The 16,826-nt window shown below is 37.2% G+C and carries 9 protein-coding genes and 1 pseudogene; 7 read left to right on the top strand and 3 right to left on the bottom strand.

Features of this window, described 5'->3' with window-relative positions:
* Positions 1-266 precede the first annotated feature (266 nt).
* The gene (uvrA, locus tag ACFIJS_RS03215) at positions 267-3,182 is read right to left on the bottom strand and encodes an excinuclease ABC subunit UvrA (RefSeq protein WP_375649875.1); all 2,916 of its coding nucleotides are present in this window, start codon (positions 3,180-3,182) and stop codon (positions 267-269) included.
* A 332-nt stretch (positions 3,183-3,514) separates the two neighbouring features.
* On the opposite strand from uvrA, the gene ssb reads away from it, so the two are divergent.
* The 7 genes and pseudogenes from ssb to ACFIJS_RS03250 all read left to right on the top strand — a co-directional run bounded on the left by ssb (position 3,515) and on the right by ACFIJS_RS03250 (position 13,472).
* Positions 3,515-4,021 carry a single-stranded DNA-binding protein gene (gene ssb, locus ACFIJS_RS03220; protein WP_375649878.1) on the top strand — a complete coding sequence of 169 codons (507 nt, stop codon included), beginning with the start codon at positions 3,515-3,517 and terminating at the stop codon, positions 4,019-4,021.
* A 206-nt stretch (positions 4,022-4,227) separates the two neighbouring features.
* Positions 4,228-7,011 carry a DNA gyrase subunit A gene (gene gyrA, locus ACFIJS_RS03225; RefSeq protein WP_375649881.1) on the top strand — a complete coding sequence of 928 codons (2,784 nt, stop codon included), beginning with the start codon at positions 4,228-4,230 and terminating at the stop codon, positions 7,009-7,011.
* Positions 7,012-7,035: 24 nt separating this feature from the next.
* Positions 7,036-7,555, top strand: a pseudogene (gene coaD / locus ACFIJS_RS03230) (pantetheine-phosphate adenylyltransferase).
* On the top strand, positions 7,545-8,138 hold the full coding sequence (locus ACFIJS_RS03235; RefSeq protein ID WP_375649883.1) for a peptidylprolyl isomerase: 594 nt from the start codon (positions 7,545-7,547) through the stop codon (positions 8,136-8,138). Before coaD ends, ACFIJS_RS03235 begins: the two are co-directional and overlap by 11 nt.
* Before the next feature lie 18 nt (positions 8,139-8,156).
* Positions 8,157-8,669 (top strand): peptidylprolyl isomerase, encoded by a 513-nt coding sequence (locus tag ACFIJS_RS03240; protein ID WP_375649885.1) that lies wholly within the window; start codon positions 8,157-8,159, stop codon positions 8,667-8,669.
* Positions 8,670-9,857: 1,188 nt separating this feature from the next.
* Positions 9,858-10,976 carry a tRNA guanosine(34) transglycosylase Tgt gene (gene tgt, locus ACFIJS_RS03245; protein ID WP_375649888.1) on the top strand — a complete coding sequence of 373 codons (1,119 nt, stop codon included), beginning with the start codon at positions 9,858-9,860 and terminating at the stop codon, positions 10,974-10,976.
* A 1,296-nt stretch (positions 10,977-12,272) separates the two neighbouring features.
* Positions 12,273-13,472, top strand: a complete 1,200-nt coding sequence (locus tag ACFIJS_RS03250) for an MFS transporter (protein WP_375649890.1) — start codon at positions 12,273-12,275, stop codon at positions 13,470-13,472.
* Positions 13,473-13,514: 42 nt separating this feature from the next.
* On the opposite strand, the gene ACFIJS_RS03255 is transcribed toward ACFIJS_RS03250, so the two are convergent.
* Positions 13,515-14,942: an MFS transporter gene (locus ACFIJS_RS03255; protein ID WP_375649893.1), complete on the bottom strand. Its 1,428-nt coding sequence runs from the start codon at positions 14,940-14,942 to the stop codon at positions 13,515-13,517.
* Positions 14,943-15,060: 118 nt separating this feature from the next.
* Positions 15,061-16,275, bottom strand: coding sequence for an NADP-dependent isocitrate dehydrogenase (locus tag ACFIJS_RS03260; protein WP_375649895.1), 1,215 nt, complete (start codon positions 16,273-16,275; stop codon positions 15,061-15,063).
* Positions 16,276-16,826: the final 551 nt, after the last annotated feature.

Consider the following 16,826-nt stretch of genomic DNA (forward strand, 5'->3'; position numbering starts at 1 on the left):
TCGTGAAATGGGCTTGAGAGCGTTGAGAAATGTTTTTTTTAAAACAGATGTGTGAATTAGCAACGCAAATATATTCCGTGAATAAATACTCAATTATGCGTGCGTTCCTATTGGGCAATACGAAAACTGAAACAGCTTATAAAGCGCTAAATTGTTTCAGTATTTGCTTCAAACATGTTGCACCACTGGAATTAGGTGTTGGTTTACAGGTAATAATAAAAGTACAGGCTTTGTTAGTATGCTGTATTTTACAATGGAAAGCGTTTTTAAGAATTGGAATTATAAAGAGATGGGCGCAGTAAAACATCTTTTAGAAATTTTCCCGTATAGGAAGCTGGATCCTTAATGATATCTTCAGGGCGTCCAATTGCAACAATTTCGCCACCGCGATCTCCACCTTCTGGTCCTAAATCAATAATCCAGTCAGCTGTCTTTATAACATCAAGGTTATGTTCAATGACTATAACTGTGTTGCCTTGCTCGACTAGTTCATGCAGCACTTCAAGAAGTTTGGAGATATCATGAAAATGTAAACCTGTTGTCGGTTCATCCAAAATATAGAGTGTACGTCCCGTTGTTTTCCGTGAAAGTTCTTTTGCAAGTTTTATACGTTGTGCTTCCCCACCAGAAAGTGTGGTTGCTTGTTGTCCTACTTTTATGTAACCCAATCCTACTTTAATGAGAGTTTCCATTTTATTATGAATAGCGGGAATAGCTTGGAAAAATTCCTTTGCCTTTTCAATTGTCATATCCAAAATATCGGCTATAGACTGTCCTTTGAATTTTATTTCTAGTGTTTCTCGATTATAGCGTTTTCCTTTACAGACATCGCAAGTAACATAGACATCAGGTAAAAAGTGCATTTCAATTTTTATGACTCCATCACCTTGACATGCTTCGCAACGTCCTCCTTTAACATTAAATGAAAAACGCCCAGCTTTGTAACCACGGGCTTTTGATTCTGGAAGATCGGCAAACCACTCACGAATCGGTGTAAACGCGCCTGTATAGGTTGCGGGATTAGAGCGTGGGGTGCGTCCAATGGGGGACTGATTGATATCAATAACTTTATCAAGAAATTCTAATCCTTCAATTTTGTCATAGCTGGCAGGGTTATGATGACTGCCCATGATATGATGTGATGCTGCTTTGAAAAGCGTTTCAATAAGAAATGTTGATTTTCCTCCTCCAGAAACACCTGTTACGCATGTGAAGGTTCCAAGAGGGATGTTTGCATTGATATTTTTGAGGTTATTTCCTTTGGCGCCGATGACTTTAAGTGTTTTCATTTTTGATATTTTGCGTCGTTCGGCAGGTATTTTAACAGCCATTTTTCCTGAAAGGTATTGGCCTGTGAGAGAGGCTGAATTTTCTATAATTTCCTGTGGTGTTCCTTGCGCTATGATTTCTCCACCATGAACGCCCGCGGCAGGGCCCATATCGACAACATGATCTGCTGTGAGAATAGCATCTTCATCATGTTCAACGACAATAACTGTATTGCCAAGATTGCGCAAATGGCGCAGCATGTCCAAAAGGCGTTCATTATCGCGTTGGTGTAAACCGATAGATGGTTCATCTAAAATATAAAGAACGCCTGTAAGACCAGAACCAATTTGGGATGCTAACCGGATGCGTTGGCTTTCTCCACCTGAAAGCGTTCCTGAATTTCGAGACAAGGTAAGATATCCCAATCCTACATGATTTAAAAAAGCTAAGCGTTCGCGAATTTCTTTTAAAATACGTATGGCGATATTACGTTGTTTTTCTGTGAGATATTGATGAAGATTGGCAAACCAATTATCTGCATTTAGAATAGAAAGATCTGATATTTGCCCTATATGCATTCCGTGAATTTTTACAGCAAGTGCCTCTGGTTTTAAACGATAACCGTGACAAGCTGGGCAAGGCGAAGAAGACATATAACGTTCGATTTCTTCTCGAGACCAAGCTGAATCGGTTTCTTTCCAGCGTCTCTCCATATTGGGGATGATTCCTTCAAAAGGTTGGGTCGTTTTATGCAAACCAGAATTATTTTTATAGATAAAAGAAATTTCATCTCTTTTTGTACCGTAGAGAATAGCATGTTGTGCTTCATTAGAGAGTTCACACCATTGATCTGTGAGTTTGAAACCGTAAGCATTTCCTAATACTTCTAAGGTTTGGCTATAATAAAGTGAATCCGATTTAGCCCAAGGAGCAATGGCTCCATTCTTTAGGGTAAGATTTTTATTTGGCACAATTTTCAGTGGATCCATTGCCTTTTTGATACCCAATCCATCGCAGAGAGGACAGGCCCCAAAAGGATTATTGAACGAAAAAAGGCGTGGTTCAATTTCAGGAATAGAAAAACCAGATATAGGGCAGGAAAACTTTTCTGAAAAAATGAGTCGTTTGTGTGTATCATTTTTTGATTTATAAGCAGATTCCTTTGTCGTGTCTTTTTGTGTCAAAGGTTGGTCTGCCATTTCAGCTATGGCAAGTCCATTTGCTAGTTGTAAACAGGTTTCTATACTATCAGCCAAGCGAGAGGTGATATCCTTTTGTAAAACAATGCGGTCTACCACGACATCTATGTCATGTTTATACTTTTTATCAAGAGGTGGAATGTCAGAGATTTCATAAAATTCGCCATCAACTTTAGCTCGTTGAAATCCTCTTTTTAAAAGTTCTATTAGCTCTTTTTTATATTCTCCCTTTCGTCCTCGCACTAAGGGTGCCATAATAAAAATTCGTGTTCCTTCTGGTAGGGACATAATTTGATCCACCATTTGGCTTACTGTCTGGCTTTCAATAGGAAGTCCTGTCGCAGGAGAATGAGGAATACCAATACGTGCAAAGAGAAGACGCATGTAATCGTGGATTTCAGTAACGGTACCTACCGTTGAACGAGGATTGCGACTGGTTGTTTTTTGTTCAATCGAGATAGCTGGAGAGAGGCCGTCTATGCGGTCGACATCAGGTTTTTGCATGACTTCCAAAAATTGGCGTGCATAGGCTGAAAGGCTTTCGACATAGCGGCGTTGTCCTTCAGCGTAAATTGTATCAAAAGCTAAGGATGATTTCCCTGATCCAGAAAGTCCTGTTATAACAATGAGTTTGTCACGAGGCAGATCGAGATCAATATTTTTAAGGTTATGCTCACGTGCACCACGAATGGAGATATATTTTTGATAAGTCATATTTTACCCTTGGCATATGTGACAAAAACTGAGCACCTAAAATGGAATAAAACTGTTTTTTTAGAATTACAATGTGTTTAACTGCTTTTATGCCAAAAGAAGGTACAAGTTTTGTGAAAAGAAAAATACAAATAAGCAGCTTTTTATTCTCTCGTAGTGGAATAAACTATGCGTTTTTATCATCTTTTGTTATAATTACACGGATACAATCATTGGAAAGGATAGCAATATCCATATTGAAGGTCAATTGCAGACATGTAAATTGAAGGTCAAAATGGTTATAACTGTTATAAAACAGAGTATTTTACGAATTAAATTTTGGAGTTTATGCGATGGCTGGTAGCCTTAATAAAGTTATTTTGATTGGTAATCTTGGTGCGGATCCTGAAATCCGCCGTTTGAATTCTGGTGATCAAGTGGCAAATTTGCGTATTGCTACTTCAGAAAGTTGGCGTGATCGGAATACAAATGAGCGAAAAGAACGTACTGAGTGGCATAATATTGTTATTTTTAATGAAAATCTTGTCAAAGTTGCAGAGCAATATTTAAAAAAAGGCAGCAAAATTTATATTGAGGGGCAGTTACAGACACGAAAATGGCAAGATCAAAATGGAAATGACCGTTATACAACAGAGGTTGTTTTGCAAAAGTACCGTGGCGAATTACAAATGCTTGATGGCCGGGGAGCAGCGGGCGGGGAGCAAGGAGCGAGTCAAGGGGGGAGTTATAGTGGTAGCTTTGCCGATAGTAACTCAAATCAGAGAAATACTTTTAGTCAAAATAATAATCAATTGGGAGAAAGTTTTTCACACAAATTAGATGATGACGTACCTTTTTAAGAGTCTTTAATTGCAGTAGTTGCAGTTTTTTGAAGTTTAGCGAAGTGGAGATTGTTGATCATTATTGATAATTTTTAACACAAATTAATAACATCTTGAAAAATATTGTTAAATTTCTTTTTTATAATGGGGGAAGAAATTAGCATTTTGGTATTTTTTTCGATATAAATAAAATAAAATGATTCTTTTTTGAAAGTTTTGAAATTGTGACCGATCTTACTCCACAACCAGAACGTGATGTGCTAACCGGTATTGAACCAATCAGTATTATTGATGAAATGCAACGCTCCTATCTCGATTATGCGATGAGCGTGATTGTTTCACGTGCACTCCCCGATGTTCGTGATGGTCTTAAGCCTGTTCATCGACGTATCCTTTATGCTATGAATGAGATGGGGCTTGCTTTCAATAAGTCGTATCGTAAATCTGCTGGTGTTGTTGGTGAGGTTATGGGGAAATTCCATCCCCATGGTGATGCTTCAATTTATGATGCTTTAGTGCGTATGGCGCAGGACTTTTCTTTAAGAAATCCATTGATTGATGGTCAGGGAAATTTTGGTTCCGTTGATGGTGACCCACCCGCGGCCATGCGCTATACTGAGTGTCGTTTACAAAAAGTTTCAGAAGAACTTTTAGCTGATATAGATAAAGATACTGTTGATTTTCAGGATAATTACGATGGGCGTGAGCGTGAACCGGTTGTCTTACCAGCGCGTTTTCCCAATCTTTTAGTTAATGGGTCAGGGGGGATTGCTGTGGGAATGGCAACCAATATTCCTCCCCATAATCTTGGTGAAGTTGTTGATGGTTGTATCGCTTTGATTGATAATCCCAATATTACACTCGATAAAATAATTGAAATTATTCCTGGGCCGGATTTTCCTACAGGGGGCATTATCCTTGGCCATTCTGGTGTCCGTGCAGCTTATGAAACAGGGCGTGGCTCAATCATTATGCGTGCTAAAGTTGATATCGAAGAAATTCGCAGTGGTCGACAAGCAATTATTGTGAGTGAGATCCCTTATCAAGTTAATAAGGCAACGATGATTGAGAAAATGGCCGAATTGGTGCGCGATAAACGCATTGAGGGAATCTCTGATTTGCGTGACGAATCTGATCGTGATGGATATCGGGTCGTTATTGAGCTGAAGAAAGATGTTGTTGCGGAAGTTGTTTTAAACCAATTATATCGGTATACGCCGCTACAAACATCTTTTGGTTGTAATATGGTTGCTTTGAATGGAGGAAAACCCGAACAGATGACGTTGCTTGATATGCTTCGTGCATTTGTTTCTTTTAGGGAAGAAGTTGTCAGTCGGCGGACAAAATATCTTTTGCGTAAAGCACGTGAGCGAGCACATATTTTAGTTGGTCTTGCCCTTGCGGTTGCCAATATTGATGAAATTATAGCGCTTATTCGCAAGGCTCCTGATCCGCAGACAGCACGTGCACAGTTAATGGAGCGACGCTGGCCAGCGATAGATATCGCACCTTTGATTAAACTTATTGATGATCCTCGTCATATTATTCATGAGGATGGTACTTATAATCTCTCTGAAGAACAGGCGCGTGCTATTTTAGAATTGCGTTTGCAACGATTGACAGCCCTTGGGCGTGATGAAATCGCTGATGAGTTGAATAAAATTGGTGTGGATATTGCTGACTATCTTGATATCTTGGCATCACGCGTACGCATTATGTGTATTGTTAAGGATGAGTTGAGTGCTCTTCGTGAGGAATTTGCAACGCCGCGACGTACCGTATTTGGTTTTGGTAGCGCTGAGATGGAGAGTGAAGATCTAATCGCGCCAGAGGATATGGTGGTAACGGTGAGCCATAGTGGCTATATTAAACGTGTGCCTCTTAATACCTATCGTGCACAGCGACGTGGTGGTAAGGGGCGTTCTGGTATGTCCACAAAGGATGAGGATTTTGTAACGCGATTGTTTGTTGCCAATACGCATACTCCGGTTCTTTTCTTTTCATCACGTGGGATTGTTTATAAGGAAAAAGTTTGGCGACTGCCGCTGGGAACACCCCAATCGCGTGGGCGGGCTTTGATCAATATGCTTCCCTTACAACAAGGTGAGCGTATTACGACGATTATGCCTTTGCCTGAAGATGAAGCGAGCTGGAGTGCATTGGATGTTATGTTTGCGACAACCCGTGGAACTGTGCGTCGTAATAAATTATCAGATTTCGTTCAGGTTAATCGTAATGGTAAAATTGCAATGAAACTTGATGAAGAAGATGAAATTCTTTCTGTTGAAACCTGTACAGAACATGATGATGTTGTTCTAACAACAGCCAATGGACAATGTATCCGTTTTCCAGTTGTTGATGTTCGTGTCTTTGCTGGGCGTAATTCTGTGGGAGTTCGTGGTATCAATTTAGCTAAAGGCGATAAAGTCATTTCGATGACAATTTTAGAGCATGTCGAGGCGACGTCCATTGAGCGTTCTGCTTATATTAAACGCGTAATGAATGAACGGCGTGCTTCTGGTGCAGATGCTGATGTTGAAGATATTGTAACTCTTGATGAGGAAGATGGGGGTGCTGAAACAGAGTTAACAGATGAACGTTATGCAGAACTTCATGTACGTGAACAAATGCTTTTGACGGTGAGTGAGTTTGGTTATGGTAAACGCTCTTCGTCCTATGAATTCCGGATTTCGGGACGTGGCGGAAAAGGGATTCGTGCAACAGATCCATCTAAAACAGCTGAAATTGGTAAATTAGTAGCCGCTTTTCCGGTGAAGGCGCAAGATCAAATTATGTTGGTATCAGATGGGGGGCAGCTTATTCGTGTCCCTATTGAGGGAATTCGTATTGCTGGGCGTTCTACTAAGGGAGTCACAATTTTTAATACAGCCAAGGGTGAAAGAGTCGTATCGGTTGAACGTATTTCTGAACCTGAAGATGATACGAGTTCATTAGATGATGAAGGTGAGAAGCATTTAGATACAGTTGATATGAGTAAAGAAAAGTAATTTTGAAGAGGGTGGAGTAAAATCATGAAAATTGCTTTTTATGCAGGTTCTTTTGATCCTCTTACAAACGGTCATCTTGATGTTTTGAAAGGGTGTTTTGTGTTAGCTGATAAGGTAGTTGTCGCTATAGGGGTGCAGGCTGACAAAAAAACACTCTTTAGCTTTGAAGAGCGTGTTGATTTCATTACCCAGGTAGGGAAAGACTTGTTTGCTGCAGATTCTAATCGATTGCAGGTTCTTTCATTTAGCAACCTTCTAATTGAGAAGGCGCGTGAAGTTGGTGCTTCATTTCTCATTCGTGGATTGCGTGATGGTACTGATCTTGATTATGAAATGCAAATGGCAGGGATGAATGGCGTTATGGCTCCTGAATTGCAAACTGTTTTTTTGCCGGCAAGCGTTTCTGGGCGTGCGATAACTTCTACATTGGTACGCCAAATTGCCTCTATGGGAGGTGATGTGACACCATTTGTACCGCCCAATATTGCACAAGCTTTAAGCTCGAAATTCAAATTTTTTAGGGGAGAATAATTGTGTCTCGTAGAATTTTTGCTGTTTTGATATGTGTGTTTTGTTTTTTTTCACTGTCCGCTGTCGTCGGTAATTCTAGCCTAGCAAGTGATGCGAGTCTTCTTGTTTTATCTCTCAAGGATGGTGATGTCATTATTCGTCTGCGTTCTGATTTGGCGCCAAAACATGTTGCGCAAATCAAAAGATTAACAGAGGAGGGGGCTTATAATAATGTTGTGTTTCATCGCGTTATTCCTAATTTTATGGCACAAACTGGTGATGTAAAGTTTGGAAAAAAAGGCAGTAGAGATTTTGATCTGAAACGCGTTGGTATGGGTAGCTCAAATTATCCCAATATACCGGCAGAGTTTTCAAAGCAGCCGTTTAAGCGTGGTACTGTTGGGATGGCACGGTCACAAGATCCGGATTCCGCGAATTCTCAATTCTTCATTTGTTTTGATGATGCTGCTTTTTTAAATGGTCAGTATACGGTTGTTGGAGAGGTGATAAAGGGGATGGATGTCGTTGATAAAATAAAAAAAGGTACGACAAGTAATAATGGATCTGTAAAAAATCCTGATGTTATTAATGCTGCTACTTTACAAGTTGAGAAATGAATCAAAGGAGCTTTCTATATGGTTGAGAATAAAAATCCAGAGAATACTTTAATTCTTGAAACAACAAAGGGCAGAGTTGTTATTGAGCTTTTGGCTAATTTAGCGCCTTGTCATGTTGCACGTATTAAAGAACTGGTACGTGAAGGTGCTTATGATAATGTTATTTTCCATCGCGTTATTGATGGTTTTATGGCGCAAACTGGGGATGTGCAATTTGGAAAGAAGGATAGTGAAAAATTCAATTTATCACGTGCGGGTATGGGGGGAGCAGAAAAACCAAATTTAACAGCAGAGTTTTCAAATCTTTCTCATAAGCGTGGTACAGTTTCTATGGCACGTAGTCAGAATCCAAATTCTGCTAATTCTCAGTTTTTTATTTGTTTTGCAGATGCTCCGTGGCTTGATCGTCAATATTCCATATGGGGACAGGTTGTTGAAGGTATGGAAAATGTTGATAAAATTAAACGTGGTGAACCTGTTGCAGATCCAGATGCAATTACCAAAGCCGTTATTGCTGCAGATGCAAAATAGTATAAATTATACTGATTTCAATTGTAAGTTTCTAAGAAAAAATACTCTTTTCTGATCAATAAAGGCACACGAAACTCTTTTGGAGTATTACGCTTATTCTATTGCAGCATTATGTTTGAAATACATATTAAGACGGATAAGAGCCTTACTAGCTGCTCCAATTTTCCTAGCAAGGTGGGAAAACTAGTATATAGATCATTGGTGTAATCTTTAAAACAAGAAGACAGTTTAATTTTAGAAGAATATAAAGGCGCAGAAGTAAAACAAATGGCTAGTCTTGCCATCTCCTTTTTAATTCAGCTTTACTTTTTTAAAGTATCTAAAGCAATATCGTTTAAATAATGAAGATTATGTAGAGCTTTACGCTTGTATTTTTCTCATTTTTTAATAGAGGAACGCTCCAAACGGAATATACTTATGTTGCACATTTACGTATTTTTTTAAGAAGCATTTCTCAGTACATATCAACATTCACTTCTACGATGACATTCATGGCGTGTATAGTTTTTAAAGCTATAAATAGTATAAATTTATTATGCACCACCATCTTTAAAGCTTGTAAAGGAGGCAAGCGAGTATCATCATACGCTTTTTCAGCCTCTAATGTTACGATAGAGCTTTTGGTATTTGAGAATCTTTACCAAAAGCATTTTTAGTATTTTTATTTACACGTTAATTTCTTTTGTGAAGTATCTCAAGTGCCAAGAGCTATCTCAATATTGTGAGTGGATAAATGGTTATGCTCATTTGCGCTTTTATTAAGCGTGAGGATCGCCGTTCCCAATAGATGAAAAACGTTTATCTGTAAAAGTAAAGAATATTGTAAGCTGTACAATGCGTTCAGAATTTTCTTCTATGCGTACAAAATTACTGCTTATGGAATTATGTGAAGATGAGATTATTGTGATAATAATTTTTCAGTTCTATTAAGGCTTTAGTGCGTCAAGCGTAGGTATTTTGGGGTATGATATTATAAGGATTTTACTATTTTTCTGGAGCTAGATTATCATGTTTATTATGGTGATTTCTTAACAAAAAATGTTCTTTTATCTCTTTTAATTTTTTATGCTGGTTACAATATTGAGCAAATCAAAAATTAATTCATAAAGCTTATAACAGTGCTCTTAAGGGGATATCTTTTTTCTTTCTATAGAGATATGCATTGATGGAATCAAAAAGACAAGAGTTATGATAAAGACATTTCATTATAGAAAAATTGCTCAAGATGGGTATGCACGTCGAGGCGAAATTATAACGGGGCGAGGATGTGTTCGTACACCCGCATTCATGCCTGTTGGGACGGCAGGAACCGTTAAGGCTATGTATATGGATCAAATACGTGATCTTGGTGCAGATATCATTTTGGGGAATACTTATCATTTAATGTTACGTCCAGGAGCTGAACGTGTTGCGCGTTTGGGAGGATTACATGAATTTTCACGCTGGAGCGGGCCTATTTTAACCGATTCTGGTGGCTTTCAGGTTATGTCATTGGCGGGAATCCGTAAAATTACTGAACAAGGTGTGATTTTTCGCTCTTACATTAATGGAGCTTACTATGAAATGAGTCCAGAGCGTTCTATCGAAATTCAAGAACTTCTTGGTGCGGATATCCAGATGCAGTTGGATCAATGTGTTGCATTACCTGCAACTGAAAAAGAAATGGAAGAAGCTATGGAACTTTCATTGCGGTGGGCGCAGCGTTGTAAAACAGCTTTTGGAGATCAGCCAGATAAAGCATTGTTTGGGATTGTTCAAGGTGGTGATAATATGAAATTGCGTGAACGTTCTGCTCAAGCATTAAAAGAAATGGATTTAAAAGGTTACGCTATTGGAGGGGTTGCTGTTGGTGAGCCGCAGAGTGTTATGAAAGCAGTATTGGATACTACTTGTCCGATTTTACCAGAGGATAAACCACGCTATCTTATGGGAGTAGGGACACCTGATGATATTTTACAAAGTGTTGCTCGTGGTATTGATATGTTTGATTGTGTTATGCCGACGCGTGCAGGACGTCATGGTTTAGCTTTTACCCGCTTTGGTAGAATTAATTTGCGTAATGCGCGTTATGCAGAAGATCCACATCCTCTTGATCCACAGTCACTTTGTCCAGCAGCACATGATTATAGTTGTGCTTATTTGCATCATTTGATCAAATCTGGTGAATCTCTTGGGGGTATGTTGTTGACTTGGAATAATCTTTTTTATTATCAACAATTGATGCAGGGAATTCGTGATGCCATTGAAGAAGGCTGTTATGCTGATTTTTGCGCTGAAACTCGTGCTCTATGGGCACAAGAACGCTAAAATATTAATTGTAATATAGCGCTTCATTTTTTTATTGAATTTATTCTTGCACTTACAAATTTATCTGAAAATATGAAATTAGAAACACCTTCCAAAATTATAAAATTGTACTATCCTAAGATATATAAGATATAACAGTGCGTTTTTATAGGGCATATATTCTTTTTCTAATTACTATATAAAACAGAAACTGTTACTCCGGTACGCGCTACCTGATCCGGAGGAAAACAGTTTATTTCTGTTTCTGATGACTGTTTAAAGCAACAATGTTAATGAGGCGTTAGCGAACTCTTAAAGAAGGATGAAAATTGTATTTTTATGCGCTACTTTATGTTTTTTATTACTAATGGTAAAGAATGGGTTATATACTATCGCATAGATAAATTTTTAGAAAATTAAAAGAAAAATAAAATAATATTACAACATTTAAAGTGTTATAATTTTATATTTTAGGTTTATGTCTTAATATAATTCTTATTTACAATAGATTTATGTAATATTATTAATCTATACAATAAAAAACTATAGATTTTATGTCATAAAAAAATTTAATTATTAATCATAATAATTAGCATATTTATAAAATATCGATAAATATATTGAGACCAAGCTTATTATATTTGTTTTTTGCTTTGTTTATAGAATTTATCTGAAAATAATCATAATATATTTACGTGAATATTTTAATTTACAGATATGAGTTAGATATCTGATGCGATTTCTCTGTTAGATGAGGGAGGGATAAAGATGCCTAAAGAGGATATTTAATAAATCTAGAAACCAAGCATGAGATTTTTTTAAAGGACTCTGTAATAGTTTATAAGAATGCTGTAAAGTTGAAATTATAGCTTACCGATTTGGAGGATCTGCATTCAGGTAAGAAAAATAAAGCAACAATGATTTTGGAAGAAGTTTAATTTTTGTATCAAGATAATGATGGGATATTTTTCACTTGTTTGAAATGCATTATTCGACAAATTTTAGAATTATTTATAGGGTATAGTATATCGTTGCAAAATAAAGGTTTCACTGTAAAATTGGAACTGCTGAAAAGAGGAAACAAAGTTTATTATCTGGCAGATCTGATAAAAATAGGTAAATACATCTATAACCTTGAGGTTTTCAAAGATTTTCCGTTAAAGAATCTTACTTAAAATTTCATAAAATGCTTTATATGTTAAAATATTTCTAAAACTTTATTGAGGACTATTGGGCATGCGTATAACAATTTTTTGAATTTTTGTTTGTGTGTATTACAGATATCTACAGTTAAAACTCCTATCCAGAAGTGGTGATATGAAGGATTTTTATAAACAAAAAGTTCTTGCATTGGGAATTGATTCGAGAATACGGCGTTTAATAATTTTAGCTCTTGCAGTGGGGAGTTTTGCTATTGGTACTGCAGAGTTTGTTGCAATGGGGCTACTGCCAGAGATGGCACGAAGTTCATATGTTGATATTCCTACCGCTGGTCAATATATTTCTGCTTATGCATTAGGAGTTGTGATTGGAGCACCTCTTTTAGCTGTGGCAACAGCTCAGGTATCACGCAAAACTGTTTTGATAGGATTGATGCTTTTTTATGCTTTAGCAAATATTGCTAGTGCCTTTGTTTCTGATTTTCGCATATTAGTAGTATTACGCTTTCTCAGTGGACTTCCCCATGGACTCTATTTTGGGCTTGCGGCTATGGTTGCCTCTTCAATGGTAGAAATGAAAGAACGTTCTAAAGCTGTTGGATATGTTATGCTTGGCTTAACAATTGCAACCGTTTTGGGAGCACCCAGTGCTACTTGGATTGGTCAACTTATTGGTTGGCAGATTGCTTTTGTCCTTGTGGGTATGATTGCTTTATTTTGTTGTTTTCTTATTTGGAATTTTTTACCTTGTGATTCAAGTTTTCCAAAAACGAATCCTTTGCACGAAATGCGTGCATTAAAGCAAAAGCAGGTGTGGCTTCTTTTGTTGATGGTTTCGGTGGGAGCGTCAGGATTATTTTCTGTTTTCACTTATATCAAGTCAACACTAATGCATATTTCTGGTGTTTCACTTGAATGGGTACCATTTATCATGCCGTTAGTTGGATTGGGAATGGTGGCAGGAAATCTTTTGGGTCCTAAATTAGCTGTTAAAATTGGTATTTCTCCGATGATATTTTTTTCTATGCTTTGGAGCGTATTTGTTTTTTTTCTTTTTTTCTTTTTATCCTATGCTCCGTTAACAGCAGCAATAGGATGCTTTTTTGTTGGGACTTCTTTTGCTGCTATGCCTTCTATACAAACAAAAATTATGGATGTTGCAGTACAGGGACAGATTTTGGCAGGAGCATTAATGCAGTCTGCTTTTAATATTGCCAACGCTTTTGGTGCAGAATCTGGAGCATTAGTTTTAAAATTGGGCTATAGTTATGAATATACGGCTGTTTTAGGAAGTGTTCTAACTTTGTGTGGATTAATGGTTTTTTGCGTCTCATGGTATATGGAGAAGTATGCTTAATATTTTTCATTTTTTTAATGAAGAAGATATTTTTATGTTTATTTAATTATTGGAATGTCCTGTTGGATTTTTTAATATGCAGTAAGAAATGCGCAGCGATAATGGAATAGCAAAACAAAATAAAAAACCAATGAGCACTATAAAAAGAGTTTTTGCTGCTAAGATCATTCCTATTGTTCCTCCAGGATTAAAGAGTCCAGCAAGATTGGTGATAACTCCGGTTAGAGTTGCACTCAATGCAGCTGAAAATAGTTGTACGGAGGTAAGGGATTCACTGGCACGTAGAGCATCTTCATCATTTGTACATTGTAAAATCCGTGTGAGCAAATGTGGCCATGCTATGCCCGCGCTGATTCCAATAGAAAATAGTGCTAAGCAAATAATAAAAATACATTCAAGTGTGGAAACTTCTGTTGGGATGAGCCATAAAAGAATCGCTATGCCTAACAGTTTTAATAGGGGCGAGTATATAATGATGTTGCGAATTTTTTTTGTGGAGACAGCAGCACTTGAGAGGGCTCCACACGTCCACCCTAGGCTCATAAGTGCTGCTATATAACCGGCAATAAGTGGAGCTTGTCCATGAAGTTCTTGAAGAAAAAGTGGTAAATAAAGTTCTATACTATACACGACTGTTGTCATAACGAGTATTAATGCGTAGACAGGAAAAATTTCAGAAGAGAAAGAAAAGGATTTGCGTGGCAACATAGGATGAAAGCTAGATGATTCGATTTTTGCTAGAACAAAGAGGAGACTAAGTCCGATAACTAATCCGCAAATTTTTGCCATTGTTGTGTCCATAGCTCCTCCAACAGAAATGATAAGAATCAATAAGGTGAGTATGAGAAGCTGGAGAAGAGGGAGGGGGGATGTTGGAACATAGTTTTCATTCTTTTTAGGTAAAATTTTAAAGGCTATGAGTGAGAAGAATATAGCTAACGCGCCAATGATCCAAAAGGATGCTCTCCATAGATCATAATATACAGAAATTCCTCCGATCGCTGGTCCTAGCAAGGTTGATATTCCCCACATTCCGGAGATAACACTTAATGCGTGTGACCATAAAGAAGGGCTAAAAACAATACGTACCATGGAATAGGATAGAGACAACAGAGAACCACTTCCCAATCCTTGAATAAAGCGTCCTATTAAAAATAATGGCATAGATGAAGAAATGCTGCACAGGAAAGTGCCTAGGGTAAAGATAAGTCCAGAGATCACATAAGCGTTGCGAGGACCTAATTTCCCTAATATTTTTGTTGAAAGTGAAGTACCAAGGAGTGAAGCTGTAATAAAGACAGTTGCCACCCAAGAATAATATATCTCATTGCCAATATGCTTCATAAGGGAGGGTAAAATAGTAATAACAATATAAACGTTGGTGGCGTGTAACACAACACCACCTGTAAACGTTAAAAAGCAAAGACCATTTTTACCCAATAAAAGCGCAGACCAGCTTTGTTTTTTCACTTTTTTTTGCTATTTAATAAAAATTTATTCTCTTTTTACTTATAAGGGACTTCTTTGAATTTGCCAAGAGAAATTCAAAGCTCTATTTAGAGCTTTGAGTTTTAATTTAAGTAATAACTTAATTGCCCATTGCTTTTTTGAGATTCTCATCAATTTTATCGAGGAAGCCTGTTGTAGAAAGCCATTTTTGTTTAGGCCCAATCAAAAGTGCGAGATCTTTAGTCATAAAACCTTCTTCGACGGTTTTGATACAAACTTCTTCCAATGTCGTGGAAAAGTTTTTTAATTTTTTATTATTATCTAGTTTAGCACGGTGTGCCAGTCCACGCGTCCATGCGAAAATAGATGCAATAGAATTTGTTGATGTTTCTTCATTTTTTTGATGCTGACGATAATGGCGTGTTACGGTGCCGTGTGCTGCCTCTGCTTCAACAATTTTACCGTCAGGTGTCATGAGAACAGAAGTCATGAGACCAAGAGAACCGAAGCCTTGGGCAACAATATCAGATTGAACATCACCATCATAGTTTTTACATGCCCATACGTATCCACCTGACCACTTTAATGCAGAAGCAACCATATCATCAATAAGACGGTGTTCGTAATATAATTTACGGTTTTCAAATTCAGTTTTAAATTCCGTATCGAATATTTCTTGAAAGATATCTTTAAAACGACCATCGTAAGTTTTTAGAATGGTATTTTTTGTTGAAAGATAAACTGGAACATTCCGTTGTAGTCCATAATTAAAGGATGCGCGGGCAAAATCACGAATTGACTCATCAAGGTTATACATAGCCATAGCAACCCCTGCGCTTGGGGCATCAAAAACATCATGTTCAATAACTTGATTGTCATCACCTACAAATTTAATACTTAATTTCCCTTTTCTTGGAAATTTAAAATCTGTTGCCTTGTATTGATCACCAAAAGCGTGACGTCCGATAATAATTGGCTTTGTCCAGTTAGGAACAAGGCGAGGGACGTTTTTACAGATAATGGGTTCGCGAAAAATGACTCCTCCTAAAATATTGCGGATTGTGCCATTAGGCGATTTCCACATTTTTTTTAGGTTAAATTCTTTAACGCGTGCCTCATCAGGTGTGATAGTTGCACATTTTATGCCAACTCCATATTTTTTGATAGCATTGGCAGAATCGATAGTTACCTGATCATTGGTTGCATCACGATTTTCGACGGAAAGATCATAATATTTGAGATCAATGTCGAGATAGGGATGAATTAATTTATCTTTGATATATTTCCAGATTATACGGGTCATCTCATCCCCATCAAGTTCAACAACGGGGTTTTCCACTTTGATCTTTACCATTAGAAGTCCTTTTTCTTTTAAGCGATATTACTTTATAGTACTTTCAAGTTTATAATGAAAAGTAAAAACAAGGGAAAAAAGCATTCAAATATGAGCTTTTAGAATTTATTATCAATAGAGTGTAAAATTTTGTTGGGAGGTTTAATTTTTGAAAAGAAGTGATGTGTTTGCAAATTTATAATTATTCTATGATTGATGAAGAATCTGTTTAATAGATAAGGTAGTTAGATCACTGGGCAACAGGGATCATGCGTTCTTATTATCAGAGATTCCATTTAATAAGTTGATCGTATTCTAAATTACATTTTCTTGATTTGTTGTGTTAGGTGAATAAGAATCTATTTTTATATCGCCATTTCAATACTAAGATTACGGTCTATTTGTCCATAGAAAAGTTTAATGTGATACAAAGGCACTGTAATTAGAAATGCTTCATATAAAATGCGTTTGGGGTAAATTTCAGTTTTGAAGGTTGGAAGAAATGTATAGGTGATGTAGTTGATTTTAATTTAAAAATGAACAGTGTACGCAAGAATATGGCTTATAAATTT

The organism is Bartonella sp. OT172YNZD, assembly GCF_042193725.1.
Classification (GTDB): Bacteria; Pseudomonadota; Alphaproteobacteria; order Rhizobiales; family Rhizobiaceae; genus Bartonella; species Bartonella grahamii_A.